The 14,347-nt window shown below is 73.5% G+C and carries 13 protein-coding genes; 9 read left to right on the top strand and 4 right to left on the bottom strand.

The window, feature by feature from the left end:
* Window positions 1-105: 105 nt before the first annotated feature.
* From OG332_RS39465 to OG332_RS39455, 3 genes are all read left to right on the top strand, one after another.
* Window positions 106-684, top strand: a complete 579-nt coding sequence (locus tag OG332_RS39465; RefSeq protein ID WP_327414539.1) for an IS607 family transposase — start codon at window positions 106-108, stop codon at window positions 682-684.
* Window positions 677-2,299, top strand: coding sequence for a transposase (locus tag OG332_RS39460; protein ID WP_327414540.1), 1,623 nt, complete (start codon window positions 677-679; stop codon window positions 2,297-2,299). The genes OG332_RS39465 and OG332_RS39460 overlap by 8 nt, the downstream gene beginning before the upstream one ends.
* A gap of 152 nt (window positions 2,300-2,451) precedes the next feature.
* Window positions 2,452-3,990: a DUF6056 family protein gene (locus OG332_RS39455; protein ID WP_327417950.1), complete on the top strand. Its 1,539-nt coding sequence runs from the start codon at window positions 2,452-2,454 to the stop codon at window positions 3,988-3,990.
* A gap of 374 nt (window positions 3,991-4,364) precedes the next feature.
* Here OG332_RS39455 and OG332_RS39450 read toward each other — a convergent pair whose 3' ends face one another.
* Both OG332_RS39450 and OG332_RS39445 read right to left on the bottom strand, forming a co-directional pair.
* A complete protein-coding gene (locus OG332_RS39450) occupies window positions 4,365-4,880 on the bottom strand; it encodes a hypothetical protein (RefSeq protein ID WP_327417949.1) in 516 nt (171 codons plus the stop codon).
* 55 nt (window positions 4,881-4,935) lie between these two features.
* Window positions 4,936-6,009: an FAD-dependent oxidoreductase gene (locus tag OG332_RS39445; RefSeq protein WP_327419513.1), complete on the bottom strand. Its 1,074-nt coding sequence runs from the start codon at window positions 6,007-6,009 to the stop codon at window positions 4,936-4,938.
* Between the two features lie 180 nt (window positions 6,010-6,189).
* On the opposite strand from OG332_RS39445, the gene OG332_RS39440 reads away from it, so the two are divergent.
* Together OG332_RS39440 and OG332_RS39435 are read left to right on the top strand one after the other, a co-directional pair.
* Window positions 6,190-6,780, top strand: coding sequence for a TetR/AcrR family transcriptional regulator (locus OG332_RS39440; protein WP_327417948.1), 591 nt, complete (start codon window positions 6,190-6,192; stop codon window positions 6,778-6,780).
* A complete protein-coding gene (locus OG332_RS39435) occupies window positions 6,759-7,718 on the top strand; it encodes an ADP-ribosylglycohydrolase family protein (RefSeq protein ID WP_442816281.1) in 960 nt (319 codons plus the stop codon). The genes OG332_RS39440 and OG332_RS39435 overlap by 22 nt, the downstream gene beginning before the upstream one ends.
* Here the strand turns inward: OG332_RS39435 and OG332_RS39430 are convergent.
* The gene (locus OG332_RS39430) at window positions 7,673-9,298 is read right to left on the bottom strand and encodes an ABC-F family ATP-binding cassette domain-containing protein (protein ID WP_327417946.1); all 1,626 of its coding nucleotides are present in this window, start codon (window positions 9,296-9,298) and stop codon (window positions 7,673-7,675) included. The two genes, OG332_RS39435 and OG332_RS39430, sit on opposite strands and share 46 nt — an antisense overlap.
* Before the next feature lie 144 nt (window positions 9,299-9,442).
* A complete protein-coding gene (locus OG332_RS39425) occupies window positions 9,443-10,234 on the bottom strand; it encodes a glutamate racemase (protein WP_327417945.1) in 792 nt (263 codons plus the stop codon).
* 435 nt (window positions 10,235-10,669) lie between these two features.
* Between OG332_RS39425 and OG332_RS39420 the strand changes: the two genes are divergently transcribed.
* From OG332_RS39420 to OG332_RS39405, 4 genes are all read left to right on the top strand, one after another.
* Window positions 10,670-11,848, top strand: a complete 1,179-nt coding sequence (locus OG332_RS39420; protein WP_327417944.1) for a glycosyltransferase — start codon at window positions 10,670-10,672, stop codon at window positions 11,846-11,848.
* A gap of 246 nt (window positions 11,849-12,094) precedes the next feature.
* Window positions 12,095-12,601 (top strand): DUF6643 family protein, encoded by a 507-nt coding sequence (locus OG332_RS39415; protein ID WP_327417943.1) that lies wholly within the window; start codon window positions 12,095-12,097, stop codon window positions 12,599-12,601.
* A 52-nt stretch (window positions 12,602-12,653) separates the two neighbouring features.
* The gene (locus OG332_RS39410; protein ID WP_327417942.1) at window positions 12,654-13,478 is read left to right on the top strand and encodes an MOSC domain-containing protein; all 825 of its coding nucleotides are present in this window, start codon (window positions 12,654-12,656) and stop codon (window positions 13,476-13,478) included.
* Window positions 13,479-13,697: 219 nt separating this feature from the next.
* Complete coding sequence (locus tag OG332_RS39405) at window positions 13,698-14,309, top strand: Rv1733c family protein (protein WP_327417941.1); 612 nt, start codon at window positions 13,698-13,700, stop codon at window positions 14,307-14,309.
* The last annotated feature ends 38 nt before the right edge of the window (window positions 14,310-14,347 follow it).

Below are 14,347 nucleotides of genomic sequence, written 5' to 3'. Positions count from 1 at the left end.
GTTCCGAGGGGTTTCAAGGGGGCCGAGGGGTCGGGCACTGTTGGTCCTTTGATTCGCTCTTGTGAGTGATAGTGCATTTGGGTGAGTGTGGTTACGGTCGGGTGTATGAACCTCAAGGAGTGGGCGAAGGCGCAGGGTGTGCATCCGCAGACCGCGTATCGCTGGTTCCGTGAGGGCGCGTTGCCGGTCCCTGCGGAACGAGTGGGGCCCCGCACGATCCTGGTCAACGTCGAGGCGAACTCGTCAGCGTCCGTGACGGGTGGCGTGGGCCTGTATGCCCGCGTTTCTTCCCACGGTCAGAGGCAGGATCTGGAACGTCAGGTCGCCCGGCTGACCGAGTGGGCCGCGGAGGCCGGGCACCGAGTGGTGCGGGTCGAATCCGAGATCGCTTCGGGCATGAACGGCAGCCGGGCAAAGGCGCGTCGTCTGCTGGCCGACCCGGCGGTGACCACTGTGGTGGTCGAGCACAAAGACCGCCTCGGCCGGATGAACGTCGAACTCATCGAAGCCGCCCTGTCCGCGACCGGCCGCCGCCTGGTGGTCCTGGACAAGGGCGAAGTCGAGGACGACCCGGTACGGGACATGGTTGAGGTTCTGACCTCTTTCTGTGCCCGCCTGTACGGCCGCCGCTCTGCGAAGAACCGGGCGGAGAAGGCTCTGGAAGCGGCGGCAGCCCATGACTGAGCAGCCGAAGAAGAGGCAGCTCCGCACCATCGACGCGCCGTTCGTGGCCCTCGGCCCGTCCGGTGTGGCGATACGCGACCGCCTCAAGCACCTCACGCCCCAGGACGAGAAGGTGTTGCGGCTTGTGGGTGAGCACCTTGGACACCTGGCGTCCCTCGACCTGGCGGCCCGCTGCGCGGATGGCAACGACCATGACGCGCAAAGGTGGGCGGCCCGCAAGCATGGCCTCACCGCCGCATCGTCGTCCCGCTGGGCCGGGTCGATCACGAAGGCCACACACGATCAGTGGGCGCTCTCCCGGCGCTGCCAGCTCGCACACATTCAATCCCTTGAGGCCGGTATCCGGACCCTGAAGCACCGACTGTCCCTACCGATCGGCGAACGCGGTACGAAGAGGGCGGCCGGCGGATACCGGTCGAAGGGCGAGTGGTTTGACAAGTCCCGCCGCCTGCAGGTCCTGGAGCACCGGCTCGATGCCGCTCGCGCCGACCGGGAAGCCGGGCGCGTGCACGTGGTGCGCGGCGGGCGACGGCTCCTCAACAACCGGCACAACCTGGAGAAAACGCAGATCACCGAGGCCGAATGGCGGCAGCGGTGGGAGGCGGAGCGCTGGTTCCTGGCCGCTGACGGCGAGTCGGGCAAACGGTTGGGGAACGAGACCATCCGCGTCACCCCCGACGGCGAAGTGCCGATCAAGCTCCCGACCCCGCTCGCACACCTGGCCAACAGCAAGCACGGCCGGTACATCCTCATGTCCAGGGTGTCGTTTCAGCACCGGGGCGAGGAATGGGCCGATCGCATCGAGGACAACCGGGCCGTCGCGTACCGCATCCACCTGGATGTCTCCCGCGGGCGCTGGTACCTCAGCGCCTCCTGGCAACGTCCGGTTGTCCAGACGATCCCGCTCGCGACCGCCCGCGCAAACGGCATGGTCGGCGTGGACACCAACGCCGACCACTTCGCCGCCTACCGCCTCGACACCCACGGCAACCCAGTAGGCGAACCGCACCGTTTCTACTACGACCTGTCCGGGTCGGCCGACCACCGAGACGCGCAAATCCGCCATGCCATCACCCAGGTACTGCACTGGACCAAGAGTGCCGGGGCCAAGGCCATCGGCCTGGAAGACCTCGACTTCGCTGCGGAGAAGACCCGTGAGAAGCACGGCCGCAGGAAACGGTTCCGGCAGCTCGTTTCCGGTATGCCGACCGGCAGGCTCAAGGCCCGACTCGTGTCGATGGCCGCCGAAGCCGGTCTTGTCATCGTCGCAGTCGATCCCGCTTACACCTCGCAGTGGGGAGGCCAGCACTGGCAGAAACCGCTGGTCACCCCACGCCGCACGATGTCCCGTCACGATGCCGCCGGCATCGCGATCGGACGACGCGCCCTCGGACACCCGATCCGGCGTCGGACGGCACCGCCCCCACACGACCAGAGTGATCGTGTGGGGCATCGGACCGTCCAGGCCGAACGCGGTGTCCGAGGACGTGAGGAAACCCGCCGCCCCGTCACGGAACATGCACACGATGCACGTGCCCGGACGGGGAAACACCAGGGAACGCGGGCGACCAGTGCATCCAAAACCGTTCGGGATGCGCGCAGTGCCAGGCAGTGAGTCCAAGACTCACTCCTGCTCACTGACTAGGAACGGTTTCACTGCTCCGTACCCGTCCAGGCGCACCCGGGATGCAGGTGGCAGCGGGCCGTGCACACGATGGGTGTTCCCGGGCCCCGCGAAGAGCGGCCCCCGCTGCGAAGAGGTGGGGAATGAGCGCTGCTGCGATAGAGGACGAGGACGTCCGGGCCCCTGGTCCCGCGGCGGGCGGGGAAACGGGCCGCCGCCCCGTCCTGCGCAGGCTCCTCCCGGCGGCCGGGGCGACGCTCGTCGCCGCGGCCGGAGCCCTGATCGCCGTCGGATGCTTCCTCGGTCTCTACGTGCGGCCCACCTCCGACGACTGGTGCGCCGCGTGGAAGACCCGCGACCTGGGAGTCCTCGGCATCACGTCCGACTTCTACCGGACCCAGAACGGCAGGATCGCCAACGCCTTCCTGAGCGGCGTCGTCTACGGCGACGGACCGGCCGGGACCAAGATCGTGCCGACGGTCATCGTCGTCTGCTTCACCGCCGGACTGGTCCTGCTGGGGCGTGAGCTCGTCCGGTTCCTCGGCGGCAGGCCCCGGCTGCTGGTCCTGACCGCCTGCGCCCTGGTCGTCCAGGCCCTGGTCTACTTCGCGGGCACCCACAGCTACCAGGTACTGCTGTGGGCCCCGGCGACGATCTCGCACACCGTGCCGAGCGTCATCGGCGTGTGGGCGATCCTGCTGGCCCTGTGGACCGTCCGCCGCCCCCGGGCCCCCGCCCGCGTGGCCGGCTTCGTCTCGGCGTTCCTCCTCGCCTTCGCGCTCGGCACCCTGAGCGAGCCGTTCGCGCTCGTCAGCGCCCTGCTCGCCGGCCTGGTCGGGCTGGTCTGCGTGCCCAGGTTCGGCCTGGCGCGGAACTGGCACCCGTTCACCTGGTGCCTGCTGTGGTGCTCCGGCCTCGCCTGCGGTCTGGCCGTGCTGTACACCTCCCCCGGCGCCCGGTGGCGGCGGGCCCAGCAGCTGAACCAGGAGTCCGTGCTCTCCGCGGGCGAACTCCGGGGCGCCTTCGCGGACTGGCTGCGCGTGTGGGACGTCGTCACCGGCCAGTGGGCGTACCTCGGAGCCGCGGCCGTCGGCGTCCTGTTGGGCCTGGCGTGCTGCCTGCGCGGGCGGGCGCCCGGAAAGCGGGAGCCGCGGCGGACCGTCCCGCGCCGGGCGCTGACCGCCGCGCTGCTTCTGCCGGTGCCCGTGGTGGTGCTGGGATCGTTCGCGGTGGTGGTGGGGCTGCACAGCGGCTACGGCCCGAGCGGGTGGACCTTCGCCCGCGCCTGGACGAACTTCATCGTGCCGATGGAACTCGCGCTCTGCGGCTACGGCGCACTGCTGGGAGCCCGGGGCGGCCGGTGGCTCGCCGGCCGCCGCTCCCCCGACGCGGCTCTCGCGACCGGCGCCGTGGCGGCGGGCTGCCTGGCGCTGGCCTCGGTGACCGCGATCGTCCCGAGCGTCGTGGAACTCACCACCACGACGGTCGCCCGCTCCGTGGCCTGGGACGCCCAGAACACCCGCATCCTCACCGAGACCGCGCAGGGCGCCACGGACGTGGGCTACCAGCCCACGTACATCGGGGTCCTCTCCGAGCCCTTCTTCACGGAGGACTACGAGCGGGACTGGGTCGCCGCGTGCGTGTCGAACTGGTACGGCGTCGACCGCATCCACCGCCTCTGACGGTCGGGGAACCGCGGCGCCTGCACGAGCTGTCCTTCCTCGGCTGCTTCGGCCACGACCGGCACGCGCTGGTCGACTGCCTGCACGACTGGCCGGCCCCGGGCCCGGCGAACGGGACGTGGCCGTCCTGATCCACCGGGCGAACCTGCAGCTCGACGCAACACGAAGTGCAGGGCGAACGGCGGCCGGCCCTCGTGCGGCACGCCGTCGGCCGTTTCGAAGGGCAGCGACGTCGGAGTGGCCCTCGCGGACGGGCGCCTGACCGCGACCCTGACCGACGACGGCTCCCGGCCAGGCGCCGACCCGGCCACGGCGTTCCCTGGGCTGCCCCTTCGGCCTTGGTGGCGCCGCGGTGTGTTCCGGAAGAGGCCCGCTCAGCGGGCGAGGGCTCGCAGGTGGGTGCGGATGACGCGGACGGCGTCCTCCGCGTCGTCGACGGTGACCGTGAAGAGCTTTCCGTCGCCGAGCCGGAGTTCCAGGCCCTCGCCGCGGCGGACGATCACGGCCGTGCCCTTCTCGGGTCGCCAGCGGTAGCCCCAGCCGCCCCACTGCTGCGGGGTGATCCGCGGCAGGAACTCGGCGGAGGTCACCTCGGCGAGCCGGATCGTGCGGCGCGGCAGCCCGATGTGGCCGCAGCGCACGACCAGGGCCTCGGAATCGATGGTGACGGCGACGTGCACGAAGGCGAGCGTGCCGTAGAGGATGAGCAGCCCGGCCGCGAGGCAGCCGGCCACGGCCATGAGGAGCGGGACGAAGCCCGAGGTCCAGGCGTTGTCGACGGCGAGCTCGATCCCGAGCGCCAGACAGGCCGCACCGGCCGCTGCGAGCAGCCACTGCACGCGGTTGGAGGCCCGGCCCGTCCAGAACGGACCCGGGGGGTGAGCCGTCATGTGTAGCAGCGTACTCACGTTGCGCCGGTACGCCACTGCCGCTCGCCCAGTCGGATCAGCGCGCCGGATCAGCGCGCCCGCTGGGCCCGCCACCGGGCAGCAGGCGGACGAGCGCGTCGCGCAGAGCGGGCCGGCGGGCGGTCACGAAACGGTGCAGGTTCCGGGAGCCGAAGGCGACGCGCTGGGCGCTGCGGCGGCGCTCGGCGTCGTACGCGCGCAGGGCGCCGGGCAGCCCGGCCGGTCCGCCCACGGCGCCGATGCCGGCGACGGCGCGGGTCAGCGCCTCGGCGTCGAGCAGGGCGGTGCAGGCGCCCTGGCCGAGGTTGGGTGTCATGGCGTGGGCGGCGTCGCCGACGAGGGCGATCCGGCCGTCGGCGACGAAGGTGGGGAGCGCCGGGTAGAGGTGGCGCATCTCGTACCGGATCCAGGTGGCGGGGTCGGTCTCGGCCAGGACGCGCGGGACGGGGTCGTGCCAGTCGGCGAAGGCGTCCCGTACGTCACGGGCGGTGGTGGCCTCGGGGACGGTGGCGTACCAGTCGGTGCGGCCGGGTTCCACGGGGGTCATGCCGAAGAAGCGGCCGTCGCCCCAGGTCTCGCCGTACAGGCCCATCTCGAATCCGGCGATGCCGATCCAGGCGACCGTGCCGATCGGGCGCGGGCGGCTGCGGCGGCCGAAGTACGCCGTACGGACCGCGCTGTTGATGCCGTCGGCGCCGACGACCAGGTCGGCCGGGGCCGCGGCGAGCGCGGCCGGGTCGGTGAGGCGGTGCCCGTACGCGATCCGCACGCCGCCGAGCCGGTCGAGCTCGGCGAGCAGTGCGTCGATCAAGTAGGGCCGGGATAAGAGCAGTTCCGGCCTGCCCGCCTTGCGTTCGATCCGTTCGAGCGGGAGGGCGGCGAGCACCGTGCCGTCGGGGCGGCGGATACGGGCGCCGCGGTACGGGACCGCGCGCGCCCGCAGCGCGTCGCCGAGGCCGAGCCGGTCGAGCGCGGCCTGGGCGGTGGGGTGGATCCCGAAGGCGGTGCCGTAGCGGTCGAGTTCCGCACGACGCTCCAGGACGGTCACCGTCCAGCCAGCGCGGCGCAGGCCGATGGCGGTGGCGAGCCCGCCGACCCCCGCCCCGACCACGACGGCCGTACCCGCGCCGCGCGCCCGCCCGCTCTCAGCCCGGGCCCCTGCCCCGGTCTTGGCCTCGGTCTCGGTCTCGGTCTCGCTGCTCATGGCGCGTCCCCTCACCTGCGTCCCCGGCCGACCACCACATCCGTGGTACTACATCTGTGGTACCACGGATGTAGTTAGGGTGGCAACGTGAATCAGGACCGGAGGGACCGGCTGCGGGACGCGGCCGTCGCCGTACTGGCCGAAGCGGGCGGGCGCGGGCTGACGCACCGGGCCGTCGACGCGGCCGCCGCCGTGCCCACGGGCACGGCCAAGAACTACTTCCCGACCCGGGACGCCCTGCTGCGGGCCGTCGCCGAACGCTGCGTGGAGCAGTACCGGGCGCTGGCCGCATCCCTGGCCGGGCCCGGGCCGGGGCCGGCCGACGCGCAGCAGCTCGCGGCACTGCTCGCCGGGCTGCTGCGGGATGTCGCCGGGCCGGGCCGGCCGCGCGTCCTCGCGTACCTAGAGCTCCAGAGCGAGGGGACGCGACGGCCGTGGCTGGCCGGGCTGCTGGACCCGATCGCCGCGGCGGACTTCGCCGCGCACGCGCACCTGTTGCGCGGGGCGGGGCTGCCGGCCGGGCCGGAGCGGGCCCGCGCGCTCACCCTCGCGCTGCACGGCGCCATCCCCCACCTGCTGTCCGGCGCTCCCGCCACCCTGGCGGCGGCCGGCCTGGACGACCTCGACCGTTTCGCCCGCGCCCTGCTGGCCGCCGTATGCCCCGAGGAGATGTCGTGACCACTCGCCTCGACCGCGCCGTGGGGGCCGTCCTGGGCTCGGCGGCGGGCGACGCGCTCGGCGCGCCGTACGAGTTCGGCCCGGCGGGTCAACTGACCGCGCGCGGGGAGGAGATGTGCGGGGGCGGCGGGTGGGATCCGGGCGAGGCGACCGATGACACGCAGATGGCCGTGCTGGTCGGCGAGTCCCTGCTGGAGCAGGGCGGCCTCGAACTCCCGGACGTCTTCGCCCGGTTCCAGCGGTGGTCGGCCGGACAGCCCAAGGACATCGGCCTCCAGACGGAGGACGTGCTGACGAACGGCGAGCCGTGGAACCTCGCGGCCGCCCTGCACTTCCAGGTCAACACCCGTGCCGCGGGCAACGGTTCCCTCATGCGGGCCGCCACCTCCGCGGTGTACTTCGCCGGCGCCGGGCGGGAGCGGACCATGGACGCCGCGCGCCGGATCGCGGCGCTGACGCACGGCGACCGGGCCGCCTGGGAGGGAACGGCAGTTTTGCACGAGCTCGTCCGCGTCGCCTTGGACGGGGCGGATCCGCTCGCCGCCCTCCCGGGGACGCTCGCCGCGGTGCACCCGGACCACCGCGAGCGCTACGGCCGCGTACTCGGCCCCGACTGGCACCCCGAGATGGCCACCGAGTTCAACGGGGCGGTGTGGCCCTGCCTGGGCTCCGCGGTGTGGGCACTGCGCACCACCACCGGGTTCGCTGACGCCGTACGGGCGGCGGTGGACCTCGGCGGCGACACCGACACGGTGGCCGCCGTGACGGGAACCCTGGCCGGGGCCCGGTACGGACAGGGGGAGGTCCCGGAGGCCTGGACGGCCGCCCTGCACGTGCCGCTGCCCGGGTTCGGGGAACGGGTCCTGGACGCGGACGGCCTGCGGGCGCTGGCTCAGTGCCTCGAGGCGGCCGGCCGGCTGGTCGCCGGCTCCCGCTGAAGCTCCAGGCGGCGCCCCCGGAAGGCCGCGCGCAGCCTCCGGTCGTGCGTGACCAGGACCAGGGTCCCGCCGAAGCGGGCCAGGGCCGCCTCCAGTTCCTCCACCACGGCCGGGGCCAGGTGGTTCGTCGGCTCGTCCAGGAGCAGCAGGTCGAGCGGGCGGGCCACCAGCCGGGCCAGCTCCAGCTTGCGGCGCTGGCCGGCCGAGAGGAGGCGTACCGGCCGGATGAGGTCGTCCGGGGCGAGCAGGCCGTGCCGGGCGACCTGGTCGGTGTACTCCTCGCCGAACACCTGCACGGCTGAGCGGAGTTCGCGGGCCCATCGGTCGTCCTGCCGGAGGAGTCCCACGCGCGGTGGCGTCCGTACGAGGCCCTGTGCGGGCTCCAGTTCACCGGCCAGTAGGTGCAACAGAGTTGATTTTCCGGTCCCGTTGGGTCCGGTCAGCAGGAGCCGCTCCCCCGGCGCGAGCGTGAGCGAGACGGGTTCGAGCCGTCCCGGCACGGCCGCGCCGGCCAACTCCACCGCCCCTGCGGCACCTTCGGTGAACCGGCCGGTGAAGACGAGCGGCTGCGGGGGCGGCGGAACGGGGTTCCCGGTCAGCCGGTGCAGGCGTTCGCGGGCGGCACGGATGCGGCCGGCGGCGCCGTGGATCCGGGAGCGGGCCCGGAAGGCGCCGGCTCCGCTGAAGCCGCGGGGCAGCTTGCGGGGGATGGCGGCGAAGCGCCCGATGTTGGTGTCGGCGAGCCGCTCGGCGCTGCGGACCTCCTCGCGCCACTCCTCGTACTCCCTCTCCCAGCGGGCGCGCTCGGCGGCGCGGGCGGTCAGGAACCCGGCGTAGCCGTTGCCGTAGCGGCGGACCGTCCGGCGGTCCTGGTCCACCTCCAGAACGGCGGTCGTGACGCGGTCGAGGAAGAGCCGGTCATGGGTGACGGCGACGACGGTTCCGGGGTGGGCGCGCAGGTGCTCCTCCAGCCAGCCGACCGCTTCGTCGTCGAGGTCGTTGGTCGGTTCGTCGAGCAGCAGCAGCTCCGGTTCGGCGGCGAGGGCCGCCGCGAGCGCGAGCCGGGAGCGCTGACCGCCGGAGAGGGTGCCGAGCCGGCGGTCCGGGTCGAGCGCGTGGCGTTCGCCGAGGTGGCGCAGGGTGGTCGCGACGCGGCGTTCAACGTCGCGGCCGCCGCGGGCCTCGTAGGCGGCGAGGAGGTCCCCGTACGCGGCGAGTTCCTCGGGCCCGGCCCGGTGCAGGCGGGATTCGGCGGCGCGGATCCGGCGTTCGAGGGCGCGCAGGTCGGCGAGGGCGAGGTCGACCGCCTCGCCGACGCGGGCGGAAGGCGGGAGGTCGAGGGTCTGCGCGAGGTGCCCGAGACCGCCGAGGGCGGTGACGGTGACCTCACCGCGGTCGGGCCGTTCCCGTCCCGCGAGGAGGCGGAGCAGGGTGGACTTGCCGGAGCCGTTGTCGCCGACGACTCCGACCCGCTCGCCGGGCCGGACCGTACAGCTCACGCGGTCCAGGACGACACGGGTGCCGTAGCTCTTGGTGACCTCGGACAGGACGATCCGGGTGGAGGCGAGTGGAGCACGCAAGGGCGATCCCCCTTCGAGTGACGGGAGTGCTGAGAGAAGTCGAGCAAGACGAACCGTCTCGTCTCGTTATAACCGCAACCGTAGACGACGCTCGAACCTTACGCAAGACGGTTCGTCTCGTTGTCTCTCGTCAGCGAGCGGCTGTCAGCCGACGGGCGCGCCCTGGCCCGCCAGCAGCCGGCCCTCCGCGTATTCGAGCGCGGCTGCCGGCAGGGACCCCTCGCGCCCGCTGCGCAGTACGGTCAGCGCGCCCGTGCGGGGCAGAGCGGGCTCGGGCCGGGAACCGAGGCGGCGCAGCGCCTGGACGGCGACGGCCTCGGCGGAGCCGTGGTAGACCAGCTCGGCTCCCCCCGTCCGCGCGGCGAGGGCGGCCCTGATGGCGCTCTCGACCAGCTCGTAGTGCGTGCAGCCGAGCACCACGTCGGTGACGTCGGCCGGGGTCAGCGCGGCGGCCGCGGCCACGGCGTCCGCCACGGCGGCGTCGTCGGCGGCCTCCACGGCGTCGGCGAGCCCGGGGCAGGGCACCTCGGTGACGCGGACCCCGTCGGCGAAGTCGCGGATCAGCCCGCGCTGGTAGGCGCTGCCGGTGGTGGCGGGGGTGGCCCAGATCGCGACGCGGCCGCCGGCGGCCGCGGCGGGCTTGATCGCCGGTACGGTCCCGACGACCGGAATGACGGGCTCCAGCTCCGCGCGCAGGGCGTCCAGGGCGTGCACGGTGGCGGTGTTGCAGGCCACGATCAGCGCGTCCGGGCGAAGCGCGGCGGCGGCCCGGGCGACGGCGAGCGCCCGCTCGGTGAGGTCGGCGGGAGTCCGCGGGCCCCAGGGCATGCCGTCGGGGTCCGAGGACAGGACCAGGTCCGCGTCCGGCCGCAGCCGGCGCACCGCCGCGGCCGCCGCGAGGAGGCCGATTCCGGAGTCCATGAGCGCGATCTTCACCGGGCCACCTTAGTCGACCCCCACCCCGCCCGGGCCGCCACCACCGACACCCCGCCCCCGACCGCCGCGCACGGGGCCACCCGGCACCGAGGTCACGGGCACCACCCCGGCCACTCCGGTCCCAGCGACCGTCCCGGAACCGCGCATCCCGCTTCAGGGACCGCCCCGGGCGGCAACCCAACCACCCCGACCACCCTGCCCCCCGCCACCCCCGACCGGCTGCCGGCTGCCGGCTGCCGGCTGCCGGCTGCCGGCTGCCGGGGCCACCCGACCAGCCCGGTCACGGGGACCGACCGGCTCGGCCCGGCCGCAGGCCACGCGGGGCACGCGCCCACGGGGCACCGGCCGTGTCCCGCCCACCCGCCCGGCGAGGGCCGCCGCACCCGACGCGGGCGGATGCGCGACCCGCCCGCCGGGGCCCGGCACACTGCCGCCATGGGCCTCTTCACCGCCGCCTGCGCGGCCTACGCATCCCTCGCCGCCTGGCTCTGGCTCACGTTCGCCCAGGGCATGTTCTGGCGGACCGACGTCCGCCTCCCCCCGCGCACCGCCCCCACCCGCTGGCCGTCCGTGGCGATCGTCGTCCCCGCCCGGGACGAGGCCGAGGTGTTGCCCCTGAGCCTGCCCTCGCTCCTGTCCCAGGACTATCCCGGCGAGGCCGAGGTGATCCTCGTCGACGACGGCAGCACCGACGGCACCGGCGGCCTCGCGCTCCGGCTCGCGGCCGGCCAGCCGGGGCTCCCGCTCACCGTGGCCTCCCCCGGCGACCCCGCCCCCGGCTGGACCGGCAAGCTCTGGGCGCTGCGCCACGGCATCTCACTGGCCCGCACCGCGCACGCCACCGAGCCCGAGTTCCTCCTCCTCACCGACGCCGACATCGCGCACGAGCCCGACAGCCTGCGCGAGCTCGTCGCCGCCGCGACCTCAGCCGACCTCGACCTCGTCTCCCAGATGGCCCGCCTGCGCGTGGCGGGCTTCTGGGAACGGCTCGTCGTACCGGCCTTCGTGTACTTCTTCGCCCAGCTGTACCCCTTCCGCCGGATCAACCGGCCCTCCGCCCGGACCGCGGCGGCCGCCGGAGGCTGCGTGCTGCTGCGCACCGAGGCCGCCGTGCGGGCGGGGATCCCCGACTCCATCCGCCAGGCGGTCATCGACGACGTCTCCCTCGCCCGCGCGGTCCACCGCTCCGGCGGCCGGATCTGGCTCGGACTGGCGGAGCGGGTGGACAGCGTGCGCCCGTACCCGGCGCTCGCCGACCTGTGGCGGATGGTCTCGCGCAGCGCCTACGCGCAACTGCGCCACCAGCCCCTCCTGCTGGCCGGTACGGTCGCCGGGCTGGTGCTCGTCTACCTCGTGCCCCCGGCCGCCCTCCTGACGGGGCTCGCGACCGGACACCCCGGCGTCGCCTGGGCCGGGGGGCTCGCCTGGCTCCTGATGGCAGGCACGTACCTGCCGATGCTGCGCTACTACCGGCAGCCCGCCGCGCTCGCCCCACTGCTTCCGCTCACGGCCCTGCTGTACCTCCTGATGACCATCGACTCGGCCGTTCAGCACTACCGGGGGCGCGGTGCATCCTGGAAGGGGCGTACCTATGCCCGTCCCAGCGACGCCTGAAACGACGAACTGCTGCCCGGAAGCGAGTCATCCGAGGTCACCGCGTTGTGACGCTGCGTCAGCGCGAAGTCGGTGCAACACCCAACCGGTGAGTACGAGTAGGAACAAGGTGGGGCGGAAGTGGTGAATCGTGCACGTGAACGTGAAGTGAAAGGTGAGGCCCTGACCTGCGAAGATGCAGGTCAGGGCGGTGTTGACGGCACCTCGCTATGGACCCGGTGAAGTCGTGGGCTTAACTTAGGTCCCATGACCTCCCCCCGCTCCACTTATGGCGGCGGTTACTACTCCGCGCCCTCCTTCCCGGACACCCCCATCTACGACTCCCTCGTCGCCGAACGCGGCACCCCGCAGATCGCCCCGATCCGCGTTCCGGCCGCCTACGAGTCTCCGAGTGCCGGATATTCGAGCGGCGGGTACCTGCCGGCCCTGGCGTCGGCGCTGCCCGCGCTGCCGCCGGCCCCCCAGCAACAGCAGGCTCCGGCCTACGGATACCCGTACCAGCAGCAGGCCGCCCCGCAGCCGATGCCGCTGCAGCACGCGCCCGCCCCGTACATCCCGCAGCAGCAGCCGGTTCCGGCGCGTACCGGATACGTGCCGCAGCCCCAGCCGCAGCAGCCCCGTCCGGCGGCCATGGCCACCGGGTACGAGGCGATGCGCCCGGCCGCGCCGCGTCCGATGCAGGTGCCCGCGCCGGTGCCCGCGGCCTCGTACGAGGACCCGTACGGCCGCCAGTACCAGGGGCGTGGTTACTGACCGGGCCGCTGACCGGCGCCGGGAGGGCGGAGGGGGCTGGCAGTATTCCCCCATGTCGAAATTGCACGTCCAGGCGCTCCACGTCCATCCCGTCAAATCGGTAGCGGGGGCCGCTCCCGACGAGGCGGCCGTGGAGCCCTGGGGTCTGTCCGGAGACCGGCGGTGGGCGCTGGTCGACTCCGGGGGCACGGTCATCACCCAACGCCGCCATCCGCAGCTGACCTTGGCGGCGGCCCGTCCGATGGCCGGCGGCCGGATCGCGGTGACCGCGCCGGGCATGGCGGAGCTGGTCGTGGAGGTGCCCGAGCCGGGTCCGCTGGAGCCGGTCGTCCTGTTCGGGAAGAAGGTCGAGACCGTGGTCGCGGCGAGCGCCGCGGCCGACTGGTTCAGCACGTACCTGCAGGAGCCGGTGCGGCTGGTACATCTGGACGATCCGTCCGTACGCCGTCCCGTGGATCCGGACTACGCACTGCCCGGCGAGATGGTGAGCCTGGCCGACGGCTATCCGCTGCTGATCACCACCCTCGCCTCGCTGGACGCGCTCAACTCGCTGATCGCGCAGGGGGACCATCCCGAGGAGGGTCCGCTGCCCATGAACCGTTTCCGCCCCAATGTGGTGGTATCCGGTGCCGAGGCGTGGGCCGAGGACGGCTGGCGGCGCATCGCTATCGGCGACGCCGTCTTCCGCGGGGCACGGGAGTGCGGCCGGTGCGTCGTCACCACCACCGACCAGGCGACGGCGGAGCGGGGCAGGGAACCCCTGAAGACCCTGGGGAAGCACCGGCGGATCGGCAAGTCGCTGGCGTTCGGGCGGCTCCTCGTGCCGGTGCGGCTGGGCACGGTGCACGTCGGCGACGAGGTTCGCGTCCTGGAATGACGCAAATGATGTGAATAGCGCGAATGATGCCCCTGCCCGGGACAACACGGGTGCGCATGGCACGGATGACACGGATGCCCCGGCACTGACCAGCCGACCCGGATTGACACCTTCGGGGGGCTCCGCATCCACGCTGGAACCAACAGGCACGACCGCGCCGTTGGATCAGTCAGGACACGTGGGCAGAGGGAGACTGGCACAAGTTGGGGGAGCCGGACCGTGCGGACAGCAATGGGTGTGTGGCGTTGGCGGCGCAATCCGCTGCGCCGGCCGACCGATCTCTTCGAGGCGTGGGTGGCGTTCGCCGCGCTGGTGTGCGTGCTCGTGGTGGCTCCGGCCGTCGGATGGGTCGCGGGCCTGCGGGTGGACGGCACACTGCAGCAGGCCGCGCAGGAGCAGCGGCAGGAGCGTCATCTCGTTCCGGCCGTGGTGGTCCGGCCGGCGCCGGAGTCGGCGGCGGACGTGACCGCCGACCAGTCGGCGCAGCGGACCGCGCCGCACCGTACGCAGATCGTGGCCTCGTGGACCGCGCCGGACGGCAGCAGCCACGAGGGCACCGTGCCGGCCGCGGAGGAACCGCCTCGCGCCGGCGACCGGTTCCGGATATGGACCGATGCGCACGGCAGGCTCGTCGGGCAGCCGCTCGACCCGTCCTCGGCCGCCTTCCACGCGGGGATGGCCGGCCTGGCCGCAGCGATCGGGGTGGCCGCGCTGGGCGAGACGGTCCGGCGGCTGGTCGTACGGCGGCTCGTGCATCGGCGGTACATACGTCTGGACCGGGCCTGGGCGGCCGCCGGACCGGACTGGGGTCGAGCGGGCGCGGGGAGTTGACCTGGCACCTCTTCGGCTCCGCGCGCGCTACGGTGGGG

Origin of the sequence: Streptomyces sp. NBC_01233, from assembly GCF_035989305.1 — a bacterium.
In the GTDB taxonomy this organism is placed as follows: Bacteria; Actinomycetota; Actinomycetes; order Streptomycetales; family Streptomycetaceae; genus Streptomyces.
Note: the sequence above shows the minus strand (reverse complement) of the source record. Positions and strands in the feature narration are given on the sequence as shown.